Source organism: Grimontia sedimenti, from assembly GCF_011045095.1.
GTDB classification, from domain to species: Bacteria; Pseudomonadota; Gammaproteobacteria; order Enterobacterales; family Vibrionaceae; genus Enterovibrio; species Enterovibrio sedimenti.
In genome coordinates this window covers 187,713-209,665 of the sequence record NZ_JAALDL010000006.1, presented here as the reverse complement: position 1 = coordinate 209,665, position 21,953 = coordinate 187,713, and the positions used below count along the sequence as shown (strand labels likewise).

At 47.5% G+C, this 21,953-nt stretch carries 21 protein-coding genes and 2 pseudogenes; 12 read left to right on the top strand and 11 right to left on the bottom strand.

Annotation, left to right across the window (positions count from 1 at the left end; genetic code table 11):
- Positions 1-9: 9 nt before the first annotated feature.
- A complete protein-coding gene (locus G5S52_RS10670) occupies positions 10-609 on the bottom strand; it encodes a TetR/AcrR family transcriptional regulator (RefSeq protein WP_165013421.1) in 600 nt (199 codons plus the stop codon).
- 121 nt (positions 610-730) lie between these two features.
- Positions 731-1,126: an NINE protein gene (locus G5S52_RS10665; RefSeq protein ID WP_165013419.1), complete on the bottom strand. Its 396-nt coding sequence runs from the start codon at positions 1,124-1,126 to the stop codon at positions 731-733.
- A 279-nt stretch (positions 1,127-1,405) separates the two neighbouring features.
- Here G5S52_RS10665 and G5S52_RS10660 point away from each other — a divergent pair, with 279 nt between their 5' ends.
- From G5S52_RS10660 to G5S52_RS10650, 3 genes are all read left to right on the top strand, one after another.
- Positions 1,406-2,299: a Tim44 domain-containing protein gene (locus G5S52_RS10660; RefSeq protein WP_165013417.1), complete on the top strand. Its 894-nt coding sequence runs from the start codon at positions 1,406-1,408 to the stop codon at positions 2,297-2,299.
- 162 nt (positions 2,300-2,461) lie between these two features.
- Complete coding sequence (locus tag G5S52_RS10655; RefSeq protein ID WP_368737467.1) at positions 2,462-3,649, top strand: MFS transporter; 1,188 nt, start codon at positions 2,462-2,464, stop codon at positions 3,647-3,649.
- A 130-nt stretch (positions 3,650-3,779) separates the two neighbouring features.
- Complete coding sequence (locus G5S52_RS10650) at positions 3,780-4,022, top strand: TIGR02647 family protein (protein WP_002535529.1); 243 nt, start codon at positions 3,780-3,782, stop codon at positions 4,020-4,022.
- Between the two features lie 94 nt (positions 4,023-4,116).
- Here G5S52_RS10650 and G5S52_RS10645 read toward each other — a convergent pair whose 3' ends face one another.
- The 6 genes and pseudogenes from G5S52_RS10645 to dinG form a co-directional block, all read right to left on the bottom strand.
- A complete protein-coding gene (locus tag G5S52_RS10645) occupies positions 4,117-5,535 on the bottom strand; it encodes an alanine/glycine:cation symporter family protein (RefSeq protein ID WP_165013407.1) in 1,419 nt (472 codons plus the stop codon).
- Between the two features lie 415 nt (positions 5,536-5,950).
- Positions 5,951-6,110: pseudogene (rsmS, locus tag G5S52_RS10640) on the bottom strand (pleiotropic regulatory protein RsmS).
- On the bottom strand, positions 6,107-7,027 hold the full coding sequence (locus G5S52_RS10635) for a histone deacetylase family protein (protein ID WP_165013405.1): 921 nt from the start codon (positions 7,025-7,027) through the stop codon (positions 6,107-6,109). The pseudogene rsmS and the gene G5S52_RS10635 overlap by 4 nt, the downstream one beginning before the upstream one ends.
- Before the next feature lie 7 nt (positions 7,028-7,034).
- Complete coding sequence (gene priC / locus G5S52_RS10630; RefSeq protein WP_165013402.1) at positions 7,035-7,583, bottom strand: primosomal replication protein PriC; 549 nt, start codon at positions 7,581-7,583, stop codon at positions 7,035-7,037.
- Between the two features lie 21 nt (positions 7,584-7,604).
- Positions 7,605-8,378 (bottom strand): sulfite exporter TauE/SafE family protein, encoded by a 774-nt coding sequence (locus G5S52_RS10625; RefSeq protein WP_165013400.1) that lies wholly within the window; start codon positions 8,376-8,378, stop codon positions 7,605-7,607.
- Between the two features lie 11 nt (positions 8,379-8,389).
- Positions 8,390-10,465: an ATP-dependent DNA helicase DinG gene (gene dinG / locus G5S52_RS10620; protein ID WP_165013398.1), complete on the bottom strand. Its 2,076-nt coding sequence runs from the start codon at positions 10,463-10,465 to the stop codon at positions 8,390-8,392.
- A 516-nt stretch (positions 10,466-10,981) separates the two neighbouring features.
- On the opposite strand from dinG, the gene G5S52_RS10615 reads away from it, so the two are divergent.
- The 3 genes from G5S52_RS10615 (at position 10,982) to G5S52_RS10605 (ending at position 13,107) form a co-directional block, all read left to right on the top strand.
- Positions 10,982-11,974: a porin gene (locus tag G5S52_RS10615; RefSeq protein WP_165013396.1), complete on the top strand. Its 993-nt coding sequence runs from the start codon at positions 10,982-10,984 to the stop codon at positions 11,972-11,974.
- 68 nt (positions 11,975-12,042) lie between these two features.
- Positions 12,043-12,684: a YccT family protein gene (locus G5S52_RS10610; protein ID WP_165013394.1), complete on the top strand. Its 642-nt coding sequence runs from the start codon at positions 12,043-12,045 to the stop codon at positions 12,682-12,684.
- A 21-nt stretch (positions 12,685-12,705) separates the two neighbouring features.
- A complete protein-coding gene (locus G5S52_RS10605; protein WP_165013392.1) occupies positions 12,706-13,107 on the top strand; it encodes a hypothetical protein in 402 nt (133 codons plus the stop codon).
- A 7-nt stretch (positions 13,108-13,114) separates the two neighbouring features.
- On the opposite strand, the gene G5S52_RS10600 is transcribed toward G5S52_RS10605, so the two are convergent.
- A complete protein-coding gene (locus G5S52_RS10600; protein WP_165013390.1) occupies positions 13,115-13,462 on the bottom strand; it encodes a TraR/DksA family transcriptional regulator in 348 nt (115 codons plus the stop codon).
- 335 nt (positions 13,463-13,797) lie between these two features.
- On the opposite strand from G5S52_RS10600, the gene G5S52_RS10595 reads away from it, so the two are divergent.
- From G5S52_RS10595 to recR, 5 genes and pseudogenes are all read left to right on the top strand, one after another.
- On the top strand, positions 13,798-14,196 hold the full coding sequence (locus G5S52_RS10595; RefSeq protein WP_165013388.1) for a YbaN family protein: 399 nt from the start codon (positions 13,798-13,800) through the stop codon (positions 14,194-14,196).
- Positions 14,197-14,298: 102 nt separating this feature from the next.
- On the top strand, positions 14,299-14,844 hold the full coding sequence (gene apt / locus G5S52_RS10590; protein WP_046305665.1) for an adenine phosphoribosyltransferase: 546 nt from the start codon (positions 14,299-14,301) through the stop codon (positions 14,842-14,844).
- 105 nt (positions 14,845-14,949) lie between these two features.
- Positions 14,950-17,170 (top strand): annotated as a pseudogene (gene dnaX, locus G5S52_RS10585) (DNA polymerase III subunit gamma/tau).
- A gap of 56 nt (positions 17,171-17,226) precedes the next feature.
- Entirely contained in the window at positions 17,227-17,556 is a 330-nt protein-coding gene (locus tag G5S52_RS10580; protein WP_002539630.1) for a YbaB/EbfC family nucleoid-associated protein, read from the top strand.
- Between the two features lie 2 nt (positions 17,557-17,558).
- Entirely contained in the window at positions 17,559-18,161 is a 603-nt protein-coding gene (gene recR / locus G5S52_RS10575) for a recombination mediator RecR (protein ID WP_002539629.1), read from the top strand.
- A 36-nt stretch (positions 18,162-18,197) separates the two neighbouring features.
- On the opposite strand, the gene G5S52_RS10570 is transcribed toward recR, so the two are convergent.
- Positions 18,198-18,752, bottom strand: coding sequence for a regulatory protein ToxS (locus G5S52_RS10570; RefSeq protein WP_165013386.1), 555 nt, complete (start codon positions 18,750-18,752; stop codon positions 18,198-18,200).
- A complete protein-coding gene (locus tag G5S52_RS10565; RefSeq protein WP_165013384.1) occupies positions 18,743-19,621 on the bottom strand; it encodes a transcriptional regulator in 879 nt (292 codons plus the stop codon). Before G5S52_RS10565 ends, G5S52_RS10570 begins: the two co-directional genes overlap by 10 nt.
- A 219-nt stretch (positions 19,622-19,840) precedes the next feature.
- On the opposite strand from G5S52_RS10565, the gene htpG reads away from it, so the two are divergent.
- Positions 19,841-21,748: a molecular chaperone HtpG gene (gene htpG / locus G5S52_RS10560; protein WP_165013382.1), complete on the top strand. Its 1,908-nt coding sequence runs from the start codon at positions 19,841-19,843 to the stop codon at positions 21,746-21,748.
- Positions 21,749-21,953: the final 205 nt, after the last annotated feature.

The window sequence follows — 21,953 nt, the reverse complement described above, 5'->3', positions numbered from 1 at the left end:
TCCCGGCTCTTAAGCGTCAATCCAGCTCTTAAGGTAGCCTGTCAGTAGGTTATCAATAAGCTCTGCGCCATTGACAGGCACTGAGGTGAAGAATTTGTCGTCAACCGCGAGCAGCGTGATGCCGTGAACTCCCGCCCAAAGCACGCGGCTTGCTTCCACTACTTCCTCATCACTTTTGGTGGGAGAAAGTCGCTTAAGCAGGCTTTCCAGCATGCCCGTCATACTTTGGATGCGGTCACTTTGCCAATCAGGAAGCTTGTCACCCTTCATGCTGTGCTCAAACACCAGCTGCCAACGGTAAGGATTTTTCGATGCGAACTCGAGGTAAAGGTGCGCAAGAGTGAACAGTGCATCCCGACAGTTTGATGTGTCGGTCAGCTTTTGTTGTGCCTGATGACGCAGATCGTCCAGCGTACGAGCGACAACATGCAGTAGCAGTATATTATAACTGCCAAAGACATTGACCAAGGTGCTTGGGACATACCCGATCTCAGCGGCGATTTTTCGCAAGCTCAGGGCGTGGTAAGGCTGGGTGTCTAAATACTTTTCAACGCAGTTAAGCGTCATTTCTACCAGCTCTTCGCGGCTGTGGTCGTTCCTGCGTGCCATTACTTCTGCTGCAAATAGTGAACAATGTTCGATATTTTAGGAGTGGGGTCGGGAAAGGGCAAGTTATGTGCCTCTCAGTTTAGCTAAATGCCAACAACTGAGAGGCTTTGGAAGCAAAAGCTTAGCTGAAACGTTCTGCGTTTTTAATCGAAACCTGATCGTTCAGTGTCCAAAAATCATAAATCACACCAACGATGAAGAAGCCACCAGTAAACAGATAAATGATGCCAGTCACCCATTTGCCCATATACATACGGTGAATACCGAAGATGCCTAGGAAGGTCAGCAATATCCAAGCGACCGAGTAATCGACTTGTCCACTGTTAAAACGAAGGTCTGCTTCGCGATCCATTGACGGGATCAGAAACAGGTCAATTAACCAGCCAATACCCAATAGCCCGAGCGTGAAGAGCCAGATGGTTCCTGTCACAGGCTTACCGTAATAAAAACGGTGTGCACCGAGAAAACCGAAGATCCATAAAATGTACCCAACGGTTTTACTGTGTGTATCGTTCATCGCATCAACCTTTATTTGTTTTCTCTCTGTGAATATGGACTGCATTGTAAGGTAGTCGTTCCATTAAGAGCGCTATCTCCTCAACGGTTTACCGCATTTTTATTAAAAAGTCGCCAAAAGGAGAAATCTTGCTCGCAGTTACGTATAGCCATTTAGGGAAAATTTAAACGATTGGTAACATATTCGCCCGCAACAGGGTTTGACTTTCCGTGCCGCTGACATAGCATGAAAGTACCTTACGCTTGTTGCGTTATTTGACATTGAAACAAAAGGTTTGCAATGAAACGCTTTTTTACTCTATTCGCGCTGATGTTCGTGATGGTGGTATCTGCACCACACGCTGAGGCGAAGAAGTTCGGTGGCGGTAAGTCTTTCGGTAAAAGCTTTAAGACGGCACCAGCGCCAAAATCACAACCTACCAATACTAATTCCATCAATAAGCAAAACGATCCTGCGGCTGCAGCGAAGTCGTCCTCTAAGAAAGGCTTGATGGGTGGTTTGCTGGGTGGACTGCTAGCTGGTGGTCTGATCGCAGCCATGATGGGAGGGGCATTTGAAGGCTTCCAAATCATGGATTTCCTGATTATCGCACTGATCGCATTCGTACTGTTTAAGATCTTCAAGAGCCTGATGGCGGCGAAGAACGGTTCGATGAACCGACCGCATCAACAAGCTTACGCTGGTGGCCAAGAGCCGCAAAACAAAGGTTACTACCACGAGCAACAACAGCCTCAGTTCCGTGAGTCAGCGGCGACATCTTCGACGGGTGGTTTTGGTGCAGTAAATAACGATGTACCGTTTAACTTCCCGCCGAATTTCGATATGGCTGGATTTGTAAACGGTGCGCGTGAGCATTACCGCATTCTGCAAGGTGCATGGAACCACAACCAGCTTGAAACTATTCAGGAATACGTGACGCCTGAGCTATATAACGATCTGGCTGAAGAGCGCCGTAAGCTGGAAGGCGAGCAGCACACAGAAGTCATGTATGTCGATGCGGAAATCGTCCGTGCTGATTACGACGGCAAACTTGCTCAACTGAGCCTGCAGTTCAGCGGCCGCTACACTGACCGTAAGGAAGGTGTTGAAGAGGACATTACTGATATCTGGCACCTAGAGCGTGATATGACACAACCAAACGCACCTTGGTTGATCGTTGGCATTCAAGCGTAAAGTATTCGCAAACATTCCCCCTAATCAAGAGCAGCCCAAGTGGCTGCTCTTTTTTTGTTCATGATTTTTGAACAATGACTTCAATGATTCCCGTTAGCTTATTTATTGATTCGCAGTTACATTGGCGGAAACAACTTCAAATAAATATCGAGAAACAACAACGTGGAACGCTATAGAACTCCCGCCCATCTTCTTATCGCGATGGCTTTTATCATGGCCATGGCGTTTTCTGTCTGGAACGTATTACTCAACAACTTTGTGGTAGAAAAAGCCGCGTTTACCGGTAAAGAGATCGGCATGCTGCAAAGTTTGCGTGAAGTCCCTGGCTTCCTGGCGTTTACGGCGATTTATCTCTTGTTGTTTATCAAAGAGCAGCGCTTTGCCTTGGTGTTTCTGGCTGTGATGTGTCTCGGTGTTGCGGTGACAGGTTGGTTTCCAACGGTATGGGGGCTGTATTTGACCACGGTTGTGATGTCGATTGGCTTTCACTATTTCGAAACCGTTAATCAGTCTCTGACTTTACAGTGGATAGATAAAGATAAAAGCGCGCACTTTATGGGGCAGATTCTTGCCTGGAAGGGCGCAGCAAGCCTTGTCGCTTATGCTGCCGTTTGGCTATTGATGGAATGGATGGCGGTCAGTTACAACACAGTTTATATGCTGTTTGGCTTTGTCAGTTTGATAGCAGTGCTTGTGCTTTGGGCAATGTTTCCTTCCTTTGAAAGCCCACACGTTCAGACCCGAAAGCTGATTATTCGTAAAAGATATTGGCTTTATTACGGCCTGACTTTCCTCAGTGGGGCTCGTCGTCAGATCTTCATTGTTTTTGCCGGCTTCATGATGGTTGAGAAGTTTGGGTATTCCGTGGGTGATGTCAGTCTGCTGTTTATCATCAACTACCTCTTCAACATGCTGTTTGCAGCCAAAATTGGTGCTTGGATTGGCAGAGTGGGCGAGCGACGCGCCCTGACCGTGGAGTATGTCGGATTGGCGTGTGTGTTTACCGGCTATGCCTTTGTGGAAAGTGCAACGATGGCAGGTGTGTTATACATTGTGGACCACCTGTTCTTCGCCATGGCGATCGCGATTAAAACTTACTTCCAGAAGATTGCCGATCCGGAAGACATTGCATCCACGGCGGGTGTGAGTTTTACCATCAATCACATTGCGGCAGTGGTGATTCCTGCTGCTTTGGGTGTGGTGTGGTTGTACTCACCAACAACGGTCTTTTTAGTCGGTACCGGCCTTGCTTTGGGGTCACTGACTTTGTCTAGAATGGTTCCTTTAGCACCAGAATCCGGTAACGAAGTCAGTTTCTTAGGTCGAAAACGTGCTCAGGATGTGGCGTGATTCAAACTTCTGTCTATTTGTAGCTGCTTGATTGTGCTTATCGATCAGTTCTTGATCTCGGCACAAATTCTATGTGGCACGACCAACTATATTCAAGGGTAACGAAACACGGATAAATGTTGGAGGCGCTATGCCATTTACGTCTGAACTGGTCGACGAAATGAACGTCCTGGTGAAGTTTTCTCGTTCTTCTGATCTCATGGGTATCAAGGTTCACAGTGATGCGGATCCTGATCTTGTGGCTGCAACAGAACGCCTTTATGACAAAAAGCTGATCACAGCAAAAGACGGTGGTTACTTAACTTCGATTGGTCGAGATGCGGTTGAGCATGCAAAAGAAGCGCTGCGCATTTTAAGGTCACACCCTGAATAAACCGGAATGGAACTGAAAAGAAAAGGAAAGGGAGCCCATCGGCTCCCTTTTTTGATGTTGTGTTTTTTGGGGTCTGTTGACGTTAGGTATTAGATTACCAAACGTCTTTGTCGATCTGCTTGTCCAGCTTCGGGAACTTGGTGCGATCGAACGTCGGCTTTTTGCCTTCTTTACGCTGGGTTTCATAGTCTTTAAGCAGCGCAAATACGATGCCAGACAGCGCAAGAATTGCCACAAGGTTGATGAGGGCCATCATACCCATAGACAGGTCGGCAAATGCCCAAACCGTCGGTAAGTCAACAACAGCACCGATCACTACCATTGCCAGAACAGCAACACGGTAGACATTGATGGCCTTTTTGCTTTTGAAGATGTACTCAATGTTTGATTCACCGTATGAGTAGTTGGCAATCAGCGAGGTGAATGCAAACAGCAGAATGGCGATAGCAATAAAGCCTGCACCCCAAGCTCCCACTTCTTCAACCAGAGCCGCTTGAGTCAGCGCAATACCGGTGACGCCGCTGTCAGTGTCCAGCATACCTGATAGCAGGATGATAGATGCGGTCGCGGTACAGATAACGATGGTATCGATAAACACGCCCAACATTTGCACATAGCCTTGCGCCACTGGGTGGTTAGGGCGGGTGGTCGCTGTTGCCGCCGCGTTAGGCGCAGAGCCCATACCTGCTTCGTTCGAGAACAGGCCGCGTTTGATACCTTGCATCATGGCTGCACCAATTGCACCGCCTGCTGCTTGTTCAAAACCAAGCGCACTGCCGATGATGGTGCCGAAAACGTCTGGAAGCAGCGTGATGTTGATACCGATAACGTAGAAGGCCACAACCAGGTAACCAATCGCCATAAATGGAACAATCAGCTCGGCCACTTTGGCGACAGAACGCATACCACCAAAGATGATAGGTGCCGTTGCCAGCGCTAGAATCACACCTACCCAAGTGTTATCAGTGCCGAAAGCGGTGTTCATCGCCGCGGCGATAGAGTTTGACTGAACGCCGTTGAATGCCAGACCAAACGCGATGATCAAACAGATAGCAAAGGCGATGCCCAACCAGCGCTGACCCAAACCCTTCTCAATGTAGTAGGCTGGACCACCGCGGAAGGTGTTGTCTTTGTGATTGATTTTATACGCCTGTGCCAGTGTAGATTCCACAAAGCTGGTAGACATACCGACCAATGCAGTAATCCACATCCAGAAAACTGCGCCAGGGCCACCAAGGTAAATAGCCACGGCAACACCTGCCATGTTACCTGTACCTACGCGGGCTGCGAGACTGGTGCTGAATGCCTGGAATGATGAGATACCACCATCGGCGCCTTCACGGCTACCTTTGATGAGCTCAAACATGTGCCCGAAAGAGCGGAATTGGAGGAAACCGGTGCGGAAAGTGAAGTAAAGACCAGCGCCGATCAAAAGGTAAATAAGCACGCTTCCCCACAACAAGCCATTCCCGGCGTCGATAAAGGAAACGAATAGTTCTTTTAGTTCCGTCATATACAAACTCTACTGTCGTCAAATTTAGAGTGGCAGTTGAGTGAGAAGGAGGAGACAAGGGATCTGAAACTTCCTTTTCAGCTCTCTGCCCCGGACAAATAACTTGTCCTGGCGACGCTTCCGTGCAGAGATTCCAGCCAGCAGACTTGCGCTTCGATTGCGCTACTTACAAATCCATTTGAGCATGATCTGTGGCCGTTTTTTGCTCACTTGACGTCAAGATAAGCAAATAAAGCGGCGGGATAATACTCCAAATTTGATCTTCTGGCATCTGTAAATTTCACTAAAAGATTAAATGTTAGGCAAATAGTTTAATGGAAGGATGTTTTTACAACATTATTTACTATCAACATTAACATTTACGAAGGGGGAATCTGGCCACTCAATCGAGGGAGTTAGAAGACGTTACTGAGAGTTAATCGTTTGCTTTCGACACTTTTTGTTCAAGGTCCGATCTGACGATCTCCAGTGCTTTTAATGCTGTCTCAGGATCGACCTCATTGCTTTCCAAAGGTAGATTAAATCAACAGCAAGTTTGATTTCATCAGGGCATTGTCTAGTCCTGATTGACTCATGATTCTTTACTCCAATTTGGGAAATAGATATTGAATGCTGCTTTTATCAATTCGGCATGAAGCGGAACCAAAGCGCTCTGTTCTGTACGATATCCGCCGCCGATAACCGCGGCGATAGGAACGCCGTGTTGGTGACAAGCTTCCATGACGGCTTTATCTCTCTCAGCGATGCCGTGTTGGCAAACATTCATATAGCCAAGTTCATCATCTACATGAATATCAACGCCCGCATCATATATCACCATGTCGGGCTGGTGTTGTGCGATAGCAAGGGTTAGCACAGGCACGAACTCAGAAAGGTAGGCATCTGACTCAACGCCAATAGGCATCGGGATATCAATGTCCGAGTCTGGCTTTCGTGATGGGAAGTTTTTGTCACAGTGCACCGAAAGGGTAATGATGTCTTCCTTCTCTTGAGCGAGTGTCGCCGTGCCATCGCCATGATGAACATCGCAATCGACGATAAGTACTTTGTTTATATTCGGATAGGAAAGTGCGTGGTCGGCTGCGAGAATCAAATCATTGAATAGGCAAAAGCCACTGCCAAAGTCTTTATGCGAGTGATGGTATCCACCAGTAAGGTGGACAGCGACACCGTGCTCTATCGCTTTATCGACGGTGAGAGTGGTTCCTCCCAGTGATGTGAGGCTACGTTGTATCAGTGCTTCACTCCAGGGGAAGCCAATTCTGCGCATTTTTACCAGAGATAAAGAGCCGCTCACCAAAGCATCAACATAGTCTTCATCATGGAAGCGCTTGAGGTGCTCGCTATCGAGTGGCGTTGGTTGGAAGGCCTTAACTGGCCAGCCCAACTTATCAATGTGCTCTTTGAGCAGCCGGTATTTTTGTAGCGGATACCTGTGACCTTCAGGCAATGGAAAGTCAGAATAGATCGGATGGTAAACAATAGGCAGCATGAAAACTTCAGCCTTTACGCTCACGGAAAGAAATACGGGATTCGATTTTTTGTCTGGCCTCACGACAGCGTGATAGGCGCTTTTCAAGTGCGAGCAACTGCTTCTGGGCTTGCTGCTGTTCAGGAAAACTGGCGTATTGCCCCAGTTTTGCTTCAGCATCGCGAACCATATCTTCCAGTCTTCTTTCCCATCCCTGATGCTGTGCTAGATCCTGGTAGAGCTGGCTGATAGAAGCGCCGGTTTTCGGAGCCATGGCTTTTTCTTGCTGTCGTATAGCCAATGTAGCCATTTCACGCTGAAGCGCACCGATTTGATTTACCAGTTTTTCGCATAGGTGCTCGGCACGCATCGCTGAAAGGCGTCCGCTTGCCTGCTCCCGTTCGATGGTATCAACGACACTTTTTGCTTCCGACACACAAGGTGTAAGCAGCTTAGCGAGACAAGAAAACAGGCGTTCATCGAACAGCGGCTTTGCACTTTCGCCGCGCTTTCGGTCAATCTCCGCTGCGCGGTTTGCCAGCGTTTGAAGCTCGGTTCTGAGGGATGATAAATCCATAGCTCTTAATACCTATTGGGCTTAAAGCCAAGCGTCGATGGCCAGTTTAACGGATAGAACCACAACCACAGTAACAAACACAGGACGGATAAACTTAGCGCCAAACTTAATAGCAGAATGTGCGCCGATGTAAGCACCTACCATCAGGCAGACACCCATAGTCAGCCCAAGCGCCCAGTTCACATGACCCAAAATGATAAAGGTAACGAGTGATGTAATGTTGCTGACGAAATTCATCGCTTTGGCCAAACCTGACGAAAGCAGAATATTCATTTTATACATCGACATCGAAGACACAGTCCAGAATGCGCCGGTTCCCGGCCCTGCAACCCCATCATAGAATCCTAAGGTGAGCCCTTGAGCCCACTGCTTTTCTTTTAGGTGAGGCTCATCCTTCGGCAGATTGTGATTCTCTGCTTTTGGTTGGCGATGCCAGATGGTGTAGGCGGCGGTTGCCAGCACCACTAGCGGCAGGGCTTTTTCGAGCCACTCGGTGGAAATATAGTCCACGACTAAAGTACCCAAAATTGCGCCAATGAAAGTGGCGAGAAAGGCATGAATCCAAAATGAGGGCGAAAACAGCTTTTTCCGGTAATAGGTAAATGCAGCCGTCGAGGAGGCAAACGTTGCTGACAGCTTATTGGTGCCTAATGCGATATGCGGCGGTAAGCCAATGGAAAGCAAGGCAGGAACCATTAACATGCCACCTCCACCGGCAACAGCATCAATAAAACCTGCCGCAAGTGCGACCATTCCCAGAATAATGAGGGTATTGGGATCTAGAAGTTCGAGCATTCTTATTTTTCTTAGTGTTCGATAACACGCTTAAAGGGAGGCAATGAATCCAACAAGGCTTTTCCATAACGCCTTGTAACAACTCGTCTGTCTAGCAACACGACTCTACCAGAGTCCTGTTCTTTGCGCAGCAGTCTACCTGCTGATTGAACAAGCTTTTTACTGGCTTCCGGCACGGAGATCTGGAGGAATGCATTACCGCCTTTTCGCTCTAGATACTCAGCATGAGCTTCTTCCACCGGAGAGGTGGGTACCGCAAACGGAATTTTGGTGATGATAAGGTTGGTCAGCTGTTCTCCGGGCAAATCGAGACCTTCAGAAAAACTGCCTGTTCCGAAAAGGATGCTGGCCTGGCCTTTTTCACAACATTTGCGGTGCGCATCCAATATAGAGGTGCGTGATGCTTCTCCCTGCACATGAAGGTGCCAGCCAAGTTTTTTGATATCGGCACGCATCTTTTCAGCGACCTGATTCATCTGCCAGTAAGAGGAAAAAAGTACCAAGCTGGCAGTTTCAGCTTCGAGGTATTCCATCAATATATCGGGAAGGTAGCTGGTAAACTTCTCGTCCTGCGGTTCGCAAGGCATAGCTGGGATGACCAGGCGCGCGTTTTCCTGATAATTGAACGGGGAGGGCAGCGCAAGAAACCGTGTGCCATCGTTTTCGTCCAATCCCACCTGTCGACAAAAGTATGTGAATGAGTTTAGAGCACGTAAGGTGGCTGAAAGAAGACACACTCCTGCAGCGCGAGACCAAAGCAGTTGGTCCAGTCGCCAACCGATTTCCAACGGTGATACATGAACAATAAGGTCAGATTCTCGCTCGGGACATTTTTGAATCCACCTCGCCAGTGGCGCTCCTTTGTCTGAATTAGGTTGCGCCATCAGCGTCCACACCTTTTCGAGATTCTCTAAGCGCTGCAAGAAAAAGGCGGATTCGGCAAGAAGAGGGTCCGCAAGCCTTGAAGCAAGTTCACCGTCTTTTAAACGCTCTGAGATAAGGTCGTGGAGTTTTGCGAGCGACTGATTAGCTTTTTTTGCGGCTTTTTGCATTTCTTTAGACTCAAGATGCAAAGCTTCTGGCAATTCACCATCGGTAAAACGATAGACGCCGTCATTATTAAGAGGGAAACCAATCAGCATGTGCCGGATGCCTCGAAGCCCGGGAATAAGCACTTGGATTCCTGATTGCAAGGCATCTAAAAAGCGGCCACTGCGTTTGATGTCGCCGCCATTGGCAATCTTGGATGCGCTTTGGTTGAGTTTTTCCAGCCAGGATGCAGCGCCAACCAAGCTTGCAGATGCGGCAGAGAAATCTCGAGCGACAGTGGGCAAGTGGTGCGCTTCGTCGATCATATAAAGAGCATGCTCTGGCTCAGGCAGGATTACCCCCCCACCAAGTTCTAAATCCGCCATCAATAAACTGTGATTAGCAACAACAACATCGGCTTTGTCCAGATGTTCGCGGGCCTTTGCGAATGGGCAGTTGCGGTGGGCGGCCAACCCTGAGTGACAGGTGTGCTTATCGGACACAATAGTTTGCCAGAGGTGATCAGGAATACTTTTCGGCCAAGCGTCCCTGTCGCCGTTCCATTTTCCGCGGGAATAGGCGCTATACATGGTGTTGACCATGTCGATATCTGTCTTTTTGGGTTTTTCTGTAAACAAGGCTTGCTGCCCATGTCCTTCAGCACTGGCAGCGGCTGCGAGTTTCTCCCCACAACAATAGCGCTGACGGCCTTTTGCCAGTACAAAGCTAAACTCCCTGGAAACCACTCGGCGAAAAAGCGGCAGATCTTTTTCTATTAGCTGTTCTTGCAGAGCGACTGTGGCCGTGGAAACCACCACCTTTTTATTGTTGTTGAGGGCGTAACAAATGGATCCCATCAGGTAAGCCATTGACTTACCGATACCCGTTCCCGCTTCCGCCACCAGAATACGTCTTTTGGGGTTGTATTCCCCTGCGAGTGTTTTTGCAATTTCAGCAACGAGGTAGTTTTGCGCTTTTCTTGGAATAAAATTCTGTAGCTGGGCTCTCAAATTCTCGTAGCTGGAGCGGATGTCTTTTTTGGTTGATGGGCTAAGCATGTTTGTCACAGTCTGAATGGCAGAGCCGCAGTATATCACGCGCGGAGAATGTGAAAGAGTTCAAGTATTCGATCATTTATTCCAATTTATGCGATTTAGATCACGAATATCAATTGAACTAATATTAGCTATCACTATGAAATCCAAAGGGAATGCCATTCACTGCACAAATTGCTTACGTGCAGAATATAATTCTATTAAACGTGTTATTTGTTGAGATTAACAGATTAATACTCTGATAAAGCATTGCGATCAACTTTACAGAATTTTGACAATGTGGTTTCGTTTCCGTGACCCCGCTCGATAGGTTGTGTTTATCTATATGTATTTAAGGGTATTTTTATTTTTTGATATTGATTTTGGTTGATTTGACAGATTTTAGATTTCTCTGCACTCTAAGTTTCGAAGTTTAAGCGTACTTGTTGTGATGTTTTAGTGACGTTGTGACACGTACAAACATAAAAGGGATCCTGGAACAGGAATTCCAATCTAATAAAGAAAAGGCAGTGGATTAACATGAAAAAGACTATCCTAGCGATGGCAGTACCAGCTCTGCTGGCTGCTGGTGCAGCACAAGCAAGCGTTAACCTGTACGATGCAGACGGTGTTACCGTTGATTTATCAGGTGCTGCAGAAATCCAATATTACAAAGGCTATAGCAACACTGAAGACGCGCACCTGCGCATTGATGACGCCGATCTGATTTTGACTACATCTATCGAAGTGACTGACAGTTTGGATGCAGTTGCTGGAATGGGTTTCAAGTATGAAGACCAGTTTGATGGGACCGTTGGTCAAGACAACGGCGCTGTTAAAAACGACGAGCTGTATGTAGGTCTTGGTGGTGATTTCGGTACTATTACTTTTGGTCGTCAGCTGCTGATTTCTGACGATGCAGGCAACCAAAAAGACTATGAGTTGGGTACTGAGCAAGTTGACTTTGTACAAACCTCAGGTAACCAAGTAGTTAAGTGGGTATACGACAACGGTACTTTCTATGCTGGTGCTAACATCGATCTTGACAATAATAAATCTGAGTCAGTAGATGGCCGTCAAATCATCGGTGGACGCGTTGGTGCACGATATGAGGGCTTGGATGCGCGAGTATACCTGTACGACGGCGAAAACCTACCTAGCGATGGGCTTGTTTGGGACGTTAGCGGTTTCAACGCAGAAGTTGATTATGCGATCAACGAAGCGTTCGATGTAGCACTTAGCTATGGTCAGATCGAGTACAAAGTTGTTGCGACTGACGCGAAGGTTGACGTGGATGTAATCGGTATTTCTGCAGGTTACCAAGCTGATGAAAAAACTGGTTTAGCACTTGGTTATGATATCATTGATATTGACTCTAACAACCAAAGCTCAAGCCTGTATGCAAACGTCACTTACAAGCTTGCAAGCAACGCAAAAGTGTACGCTGAAGTCGGTGTAGCAGATGAGGAAGTTGCCGGTGTTGATATAGACACTGACACTGGCTATGTTTTGGGCATGGAAGTTAAATTCTAATCTGATTTAGACTCTGTGCAATGAAGCCGCCTGTTAGGCGGCTTTTTCGTCTCAAACGGGAAGAGAATATGCCAAGAATAATTCTATTTACGCTGCTATGTTGGTTTTCTGGATCAGTATTCGCTGCGCAGTTGAGTGCAGAAAATGGTTTAGAGTTGTTACTGATCAATGGAAAAAAAGCGAAAAGCTATGGAAAGCATGCGGACAAAGCGGTTGATCTTTATCCTGCCACTTATCAAATAGTTGCAAGGTTTGATGATGAAGTTAAACGTGGCGCACGATCAACAATTTTTACATCTAAGCCTTATATTTTAACGGTAGCTATGGGTGAGGACGATCTGGTATTGACTATCCCTCGTCTAAAGTTCGAAAGTCAAGCTACGGCTTTTTTCCGAAAACCTTCATGGACTTTGACGAATAAAACCACTGGATTAAATACAAATCTGCAATCTGAAAAGTTAGTGGGCAGTGGCTTTGGCTCATTTAAAAATATGGAACAAGCGATTGCTGACTATAACCGTAAAAATGGTATTGTTTTTGAGGACGGCCAAGCTCAAAACCTTGAGGAAGTCCTTGTATCAGTTGAAGAAAATGGAAGTGTTAGTATCGATGGTGATACATTCACCCAGCTTAAACTATGGTATACAAAGGCTACGGATGAAGAAAAGAAATCCTTCCGTAAGTGGATGATAGAGCAGGATTTCCAGTAAACCATTGTTAGAGAGGTTGGTATGAGAATATGGATGTCGAGCTTATTGGTATTGATCTTGGGCGGGTGTCAGTCCACTGGAACATCGTTACCAGAAACTGATTTTCAGGGGAAAGTCCCGGCTGACCTAAATGCGCAACTATTAAAGCTAAACGATCAACCGATACAGTCTTTTCGCGGACAGACAGTTCATGTCATCTATCAAGAAGATAGAGCTCTTGTAACTATTGTCCAGAAGTTACGAAGCGCGAGGTGGACTTGGGATATGCATAAGTCACAAATTTCAGATGATGTACTGGCGCAAACTTGCCGTGATTTTGGTGATGCAATTGATCAAGGACTAGGTGTACGAACCTGGTTTGCCGGTAGCGGCGGGTTTGTCACCGACATAGTAAAAGCTGGAGATTGCGATGGCCTCAAATGAGGCCATTTTACACATGGTGATATCGACTATGTTCTCTGCAAGCTCGACAGCGCGATTCTGCAGGGTCTGAAAGAATATCCTCGACTTCTATTTCTTCTTCGCAGTCAGCGCAAAGCCCAAATAGGCCAGTATGAATAGCACAAAGTGCGGCATCGATTTTCTCTAGCCGTAAGCCATCATCATGTAAAGTCGTACTTTTTTCCCTTCTACATAATTTAATCAGATGCGCTGTTGGGACGTTGGACGCGTCCAACCCCGTCAATGTGATCAGTGCATCTTCCAATCTGCTGCGTACCGCTTCCTTCTCATTCGCGAGCTTTTGTTGTAGCTGTGCTACAGTTTCTGTATCAATCATTGTGATCTCTCGGTGCGCGTTGTAACCGGATCAGTGTAGTGATACCAGCCTTATTTGTTCTGATATATATCAAGACAAAACGAGTTAGGTTTGAGCAATGCGTATATTGACCCTGCAGTTTGTCGGTATTTAGCCGTACGCTAAACGGTTATATTTGCATCCTGCTCAACAAAAGTCAGAACAAAAAGGATGTACGAGATGGACACTAACTTTAAAGACCCGTTTAACTTTGCTTATTTCTTGGGAATGATCGCTGTGCTGCTCATTCCTACGCTGCCAGCTACCTTGACCTGGATTGGCATGCTAAGCAGATAAAACCCTGTTTGGGAGGAAGAGTGCAAGAGTCGATTAAACGCATACTGCTTCTGAGTATCGGATGGGTCTGTGTACTGTTAGGTGTGATTGGCATCTTTCTCCCATTATTGCCAACAACCCCTTTTATGCTTCTCGCGAGCGCATGTTTCATGCGTGGCTCTCCCCGTATCGCTCACTGGCTCCATAACCATCCAACCTTTGGTCCGGCGATCAATAACTGGAATGAGCACCGGGCCATTGACAAAAAAATTAAGCGACGGGCAACTGTCTTTATCGTGCTCAGCTTTTCACTCTCTATCGCGATTGTTCCTGAGCTTTGGCACAAGATCATGCTAGTGACCATGTGTGTCGCACTTTTATTTTGGTTTAACCGTTTGCGTGAAATCGAAGCTGTTGCCGGAGCCTCAGAAAATACATAACATGAGCCCTTCGTCTCCCCATCGGCTGGCTATTGAAAGCGGGCGTAAATGGGGTCATTTACTTCCAGCATTACCGGAAGCCACATACCGTGGTGAGTCATTATGAGCCAAGACAAAATCGCATTTATCAAAGACAGCATTAAAACCATTCCTGACTATCCAAAACCAGGCATTATGTTCCGCGACATCACCAGCCTGATGGAAAACGCAGAAGCCTATAGAGCGACCATTGGTTTGCTTGTGGAAAAATACAAAGATCAGGGCTTCACAAAAATTGTGGGTACTGAGTCTCGTGGTTTTCTGTTTGGAGCACCATTGGCACTGGAATTAGGCGTCGGTTTTGTTCCTGTTCGTAAACCAGGAAAGCTGCCACGTGAAGTGATCAGCGAGAGCTACGAACTGGAATACGGCACAGACAAGCTCGAAATTCACACGGATGCTATCGTTGAAGGCGACAAAGTACTGATGGTTGATGACCTGCTTGCGACTGGCGGCACGATTGAAGCAACCACTAAACTAATCCGCCGTTTGGGTGGCGATGTGGCCCATGCTGCATTTATCATCAATCTGCCAGAAATTGGCGGAGAAAAACGTCTTCAAGAAAATGGCATCGACGTTTACAGCATCTGCCAGTTTGACGGTCATTAATCGAGCGTTCAAACCGTTGGAGCGAGAAGAGCGTGATCGTCAAGATCGCGCTCTTTTTACGTCTGTGCTAGCATGGCGGTAGACTATTGGAAGAATTTATAACGCATGAGTTATCAGGTACTAGCCAGAAAATGGCGACCACACCAGTTCCAGGATGTGGTTGGCCAATCCCATGTATTGACCGCTTTAGCGAATGCGCTCGATCACAATCGTTTGCATCACGCCTATCTGTTCAGCGGCACGCGCGGTGTGGGTAAGACCACTATCGCCCGCATCTTTGCCAAAGGCTTGAACTGCGAACAGGGTGTAACCTCAACGCCTTGTGGAGTGTGCTCGACCTGTCAGGAAATCGATCAAGGTAGGTTTGTTGACCTATTGGAGATTGATGCGGCGTCTCGCACCAAAGTAGAAGACACGCGTGACCTTCTAGACAACGTCCAGTACAAACCCGCTCGTGGTCGCTACAAAGTCTATCTGATAGATGAAGTGCACATGCTCTCGCGCCACAGCTTTAATGCGTTACTCAAAACACTCGAAGAGCCGCCTGAGTACGTGAAATTTCTGCTGGCGACCACTGATCCACAAAAGCTGCCAGTCACCATTCTGTCGCGTTGTCTGCAATTCCATTTGAAGCATTTGGACGCCACGCAGATAAAAGATCAATTGTCATACGTTCTTGAGCAAGAAACGGTTTCGGCAGAGCCTAGAGCACTTTCCCTTATCGCTCGTGCGGCCGAAGGCAGTATGCGTGATGCGCTATCGCTGACTGATCAAGCAATTGCTTTGGGTAATGGCAGCGTCCTCGAAGGCCAAGTAACAGAAATGCTGGGTACTTTGAGCACTGATCAGGCGATCTTGCTGCTTGAAGCGTTGGCTGAAGGTCATGCAAATCATGTTATGCAGTGCCTGACGCACTTAGCCGAAGTGGGTGTTGAGTGGGATGGACTATTAAAAGAAATTGCGGGGCAATTGCATCGCGTGGCAATGGCGCAAGCCTTACCAGAGTCTGTTGATGCTTCATCTCCGGATGCAGAACGTATTTTAATGCTGGGTCAATCCATCTCTCCGCAAGATGTACAACTTTACTACCAGATTGCGTTGCAAGGGCGTCAGGACTTGCCTTATGCACCGGATGGACGTGCAGGTCTTGAGATGGTGTTGCTACGAATGCTGGCATTTAGGCCAGTCACGTCCCAGCAATATCAGCCTTCTGTGGTTAGCGTCCCTACAAATGAACCAGGCAAAGCAACCGCGGTATCTGCACCTCAGTCCAACACCAGACTAGAAACGTTAAAAGCGCAGGTTGAAGCTAGTCGTGCAGTGAGCAAACCTGCTCCTGCTCCTGCTCCTGCTCCTGCTCCTGCTCCTGCTCCTGCTCCTGCTCCTCCGCAGCCAGCGCTTAATCCAACGCAGTCTCAACCTTTGCAAGCTGCTCAGCCGAATGTGGTTCAGGACGATCCTCAGATGTCTGCGCACATGGCAGCGATGGAAATGGAAGCGCAGCGGGAAACTGAGTCCCACGCTGACTACGATTTGCCGTCTCAATCAACGGTAGTACCATCACCTCAGCAGCCTCAGCAGCCTCAGCAGCCTCAACAAACAGCACCTTCTTCCGCAGGGAGTCTGGTGGCCGCACGCAACATGTTGAGAAGTCGCGTTCGCCAGCAAGAGGGCCAATCGCCAAAAAGGGTAGTGCGGCAACAGCCGGCGGTGATGCACTGTCGGTTATCGACCGGATCGCAGCAAAACATAAACCTGCTGATCCTGCTATTTTTCAGCAAGCGTCGATGCCGAATGAAAATGCCGCGACCCAAGATGAAGCTTATCGTTGGAAACCGACCAAGATAGAAACGGCCGAAGAAAAGCCCGTTACTGTTACGCCGGATAAGATTAAAAAAGCGCTGAAACACGAGCGCACGCCGGAAATGCGCGATAAGCTGGAAAAAGAGTCGATTGAGTTGGATGAGTGGAGTCGCATTGCCAGCGCGCTGGAAGCGCCGCGATTGGTCAAGCAGATGGCATTGAACGCATCCATGGAGCGACATGGCGACCAGATCAATCTTTGTTTGCGTGCTGAGCAAGCGCACTTGAACACCGAAAAAGCACAGTCTGCCTTGCTTGAGGCATTGAGCAATCAGCTGGGTACTTCAATTACATTGTCTGTCGTGCAGGGAGAAGCGGGAACGACACCGCTGGAATGGCGTGACAGACTTTATACAGAAAATTGGCTCAGGCTTCACAAAGCCTGAGTGATGATCCCAATGTTCGCTTTATCTGCCAGCGTTTTTCCGCGCAGCTGGATGAAGAGAGCGTTAGACCTATATAAACCTAAAAGGGCTGTGATTTAGATATCTCAGCGCAAAGCTAAATAGAGAGAAGAGTATGTTTGGTAAAGGCGGAATGGGCAACCTGATGAAGCAGGCGCAGCAAATGCAAGAGCGCATGCAGAAGATGCAGGAAGAAATTGCGAATATGGAAGTCACCGGCGAAGCGGGTGCAGGTCTGGTAAAAGTGACCATCACTGGCAGCCACAGTGTTCGTCGCGTTGAACTGGATGACAGCCTGATGGAAGACGACAAAGACATGCTGGAAGACCTGATTGCTGCAGCCTTTAACGATGCAGCGCGCCGCATTGAAGAAGCTCAGAAAGAGAAAATGGCTTCAGTCACTGGCGGCATGCAGATGCCACCAGGCTTTAAAATGCCATTCTAAGTATGCGTACAAGCCAACTGCTTGAGCAGTTGATGGAAGCCTTGCGTTGTTTACCTGGGGTCGGTCCCAAGTCAGCACAGCGCATGGCTTTTCATCTTTTGCAACGTAATCGCCAAGGTGGTGTGAAGCTTTCTGAAGCGTTACTTTCTGCGATGACAGACATTGGACATTGCGGTAAATGCCGCACCTTCACTGAGGAAGAGGAGTGTGCGATTTGTGCTAATCCTCGTCGTCAGGAAAACGGTCAGATCTGTGTGGTAGAAAGCCCGGCTGATATTGCTGCGATTGAGGCTACTGGCCAATATTCTGGCCGTTACTTTGTTCTTATGGGGCATTTATCACCGCTTGATGGCATTGGTCCTTCTGATATCGGTTTGGATTTATTGGAAAAGCGTTTATCGTCAGAGTCAATTTCTGAGCTTATCCTAGCAACTAATCCAACGGTAGAAGGTGAAGCGACAGCGCATTACATCAGTGAGCTTTGTCTCGAGCATAGCGTCATTGCCAGTCGCATTGCGCACGGTGTGCCGATGGGCGGAGAGTTGGAGTTGGTGGATGGTACCACGCTCTCTCATTCGATTATTGGACGTCACCGTCTGGGATAAAAAAGGCCGCTTAGCGGCCTTTTTAGTTTGTGTAGATCACGACTTGCTGTAAAGCACCAGCGAACCATGGTTCAAACTGGTAAGCAGCAGTGAACCGTCATTCAATACATCAATGCGGCGAACCTTTTCAGCGCCTAGGCGATAGAAGGTACGCACCAGTGTTAAATCCTCTTCAGAGAAATCTGCCGTATCTCCGGTCGTCACATCTTTGATGCTACCGAGCTTGAGTTTCAGATAGCCGCCACTGATTTCCCACTCTCCAGACTCGGAAATCGACATCACCACTTGAGTATTCTGCTCTTCATTTTTCAACACGATTTGTGTGTCGCGGGAATAAGTATTATCAGGCAAAAACACCATATTGCTTTGTTGCTCGGTTTCAGTAAGCCCAGCTACATCGCGAAATCTAGCTTCCTCAATGTGATTAATTGTGCGCGACTTCCACTCTTTAGAAAGCAGAAGGTTAGCCGTGCGCATGTCTTCACCCAGAAATACCCAGGCGCTGGCAATAAATGATATCAACAACAAGAAAAATGGCCCGAAGCGCTTCATCTGATCACGGCGTCGAGGTGCATGAAGACTCATCGGCATAGTCCGTCGCTCCCTTGCTGGCTGGTAAGAAGAACATAAGTAATGTTGTCATCTGCGTCTCTGGCACTGTGGATATAGTTCAGGGAAATTTGGTTATCTTGACCGCCCGTCACAATCACTTCTTCCAATTCGCGCTCTTCACGATAGAAACCAATGTACTTTTCAACACAGCGCTGAACCATGGGTTGCCATTGGTTGATACGCGCATTGGTCACGGGAATGTAAACCGGTACATCTTCGATCGTTAAGATTTTCCGAAATGCTTCAGATTTAGGAGTGGAAGCAACGTAAAACGCCAGAGGTACCAGCAATGCGAGCACGAATGCTACCCATGAGCCAAGCGGGACTTTCACCGCAACCGGAGCTCTAGGAATGTCCGCTTGTTCTGGCTGAGCTGAGGGTGCTGCAGCGTCTGTTGGTGACTCTTGCAACTCGCTTTCAGCCTCAGCGGCTACGATCTCTGCTTCGACAACGTCGTCTTCCTTCTCAGTGACCGTAGATTTTGGCAGGTCAACTTCCTGATCGTTATAGACTTCTACTGAACACACTACCTGATATCCGCGTTTTGGCACGGTTTTGACAAACATCGGGCTTTTCGTGGAGTCTTTCAGGCCTTTTCTTAAGGTAGAAATAGATTGTGTCAGGCTGGAATCGTCGACTTCGAAACCTTGCTTACGCCATACAAAGTCGTGGATTCGGTTTCGGGTGACAATAGCGTGAGGCTCTTCTATCAGAACCATCAATACTCGGCACTCGTTACTGCCCAGTCGGATCAATTCGTTATTTTCATAAAGATCAATCAAAGAACTGTCGCTGGGAGAAAAAACAAAACGCTCTCCCAGAAGGTAACGGTTCGATTTATTTAACATTCGATTTACTTACCTGCGCGAATCTTGAAAAGTTTGGCGGGTTAACCTCGAAATTGGAGGTGAATAGCGCCTAAATTGGCTAAAAATAAAGACGATTATACCTGAAATGCGAAAAATAGCTCAAGAAATCAAAAATTCCTTGCCTACCCTTGAATTGGAAAATTGCGGCCATATTTACAGGAAGTGATTCAATCAAAATACATTTAGTTTGGGGTTAAAATGAGCGATCAAGCGACTCTACAAAGTAAGGAAACTCGTGGTTTCCAATCTGAAGTGAAGCAACTGCTGCACTTGATGATCCACTCACTCTATTCCAACAAAGAGATCTTCCTGCGTGAACTGATCTCTAATGCATCGGATGCTTCTGACAAGCTGCGTTTCAAGGCACTGTCGGATTCAGCACTGTACGAGAATGATGGTGATCTTCGTGTCCGTCTGAGCGTCAATAAAGAAGCGGGCACTTTGACTGTTGAAGACAACGGCATTGGTATGAGCCGTGACGAGGTGATTGAAAACCTGGGTACGATTGCAAAATCCGGCACAGCAGATTTCTTCAAGCAGCTGTCAGAAGACCAATCGAAAGACAGCCAGCTGATTGGTCAGTTTGGTGTGGGCTTCTACTCTGCATTTATTGTTGCAGACAAAGTCACCGTTATGACCCGCGCAGCAGGTGCTGAAGCCTCAGAAGGTGTTCAGTGGGAATCGGCTGGCGAAGGTGAATACACCATCGAAGGCATTGAAAAAGCGTCTCGAGGGACATCTATTACGCTTCACCTTCGTGAAGAAGACAAAGAGTTTCTGGATGAATGGCGTTTGCGTGACGTGATCGGTAAATACTCTGATCACATTGGTATCCCTGTCGAAATGTGGGAGCAGGAACGCGACGAAGAAGGTAAAGAAACTGGCGAAGGTAAGTGGGAAAAGGTCAATAAAGCTCAGGCTCTGTGGACTCGTTCAAAATCAGACATTTCTGATGAAGAGTATAACGAGTTTTATAAGCATCTGTCCCATGATTTCGCTGACCCACTGCAGTGGAGCCACAACCGCGTAGAAGGTAAAAACGACTACACTAGCCTTCTTTACATTCCATCTAAAGCTCCGTGGGATATGTTCAACCGCGATCATAAACACGGTCTGAAGCTTTACGTGCAACGCGTGTTCATCATGGATGATGCGTCGCAGTTCATGCCGAGCTACTTGCGCTTTGTCCGTGGTTTGATTGATTCAAACGATCTGCCATTGAACGTTTCCCGTGAAATACTGCAAGACAATAAAGTGACTCAGTCTTTGCGTAATGCCTGCACCAAGCGTGTTCTGACCATGCTTGAGCGTTTGGCAAACAATGACGCGGACAAATACCAGAGTTTCTGGAAAGAATTTGGTTTGGTACTGAAAGAAGGTCCAGCGGAAGACTTCTCAAATCGTGACAAAGTAGCGGGTCTACTGCGCTTTGCCTCGACCGAAACAGACAGCAGCGAACAAACCGTTTCTCTTGCTGACTATGTATCTCGCATGAAGGAAGAGCAGGACAAGATTTACTATTTGACTGCAGATTCTTATCAGGCAGCAAAAAACAGTCCTCATTTGGAGCAATTCAAAGCCAAAGGCATTGAAGTGATCCTGATGTACGACCGCATCGACGAATGGTTGATGAGTTATCTTCCAGATTTTGACGGCAAGAAATTCCAGGCGATCACTAAAGCGGATCTGGATCTCAGCAAGTTTGAAGATGACGCTGAGAAAGAGAAACGCGAAGAAACCGAAAAAGAGTTTGCATCTGTGGTTGATAGAACCAAAGCATATCTCGGTGATCGTGTGAAAGATGTTCGTCCTACGTTCAAATTGTCAGGCACACCAGCAGTGGTGGTCACCGATCAGTTTGAAATGGGTACACAGATGGCGAAGCTACTGGCTGCGGCTGGGCAAGAAGCACCAGAAGTGAAATACATCTTTGAGATGAATCCAGAGCACACTCTGGTGAAGCAAATGGCTGACGAAGCGGACGAAGAAGTGTTCGGTCGCTGGGTCGAGATGCTGCTGGGTCAGGCGATGCTTGCAGAACGCGGCTCGATGGATGATCCATCTCAGTTCCTGAGTGCGGTGAACCAACTTCTGACTAAAGGCTAATTGAATAACGATTCATTATCGCTATTAATATGACCGAGCCCAGCGGGAATGCTGGGCTTATTAACTTCAATACCTAAACGATTTTGTGCGGTGTCACGCTTTCTTTGCTTACTGAGTGTTAAATGAAGTAACCAAGAGACCTGAGCCGATATCAGCGCCAATTGTGTTGAAAACGTCGGGCACGAGGTTGTTTAGGTATCAATAT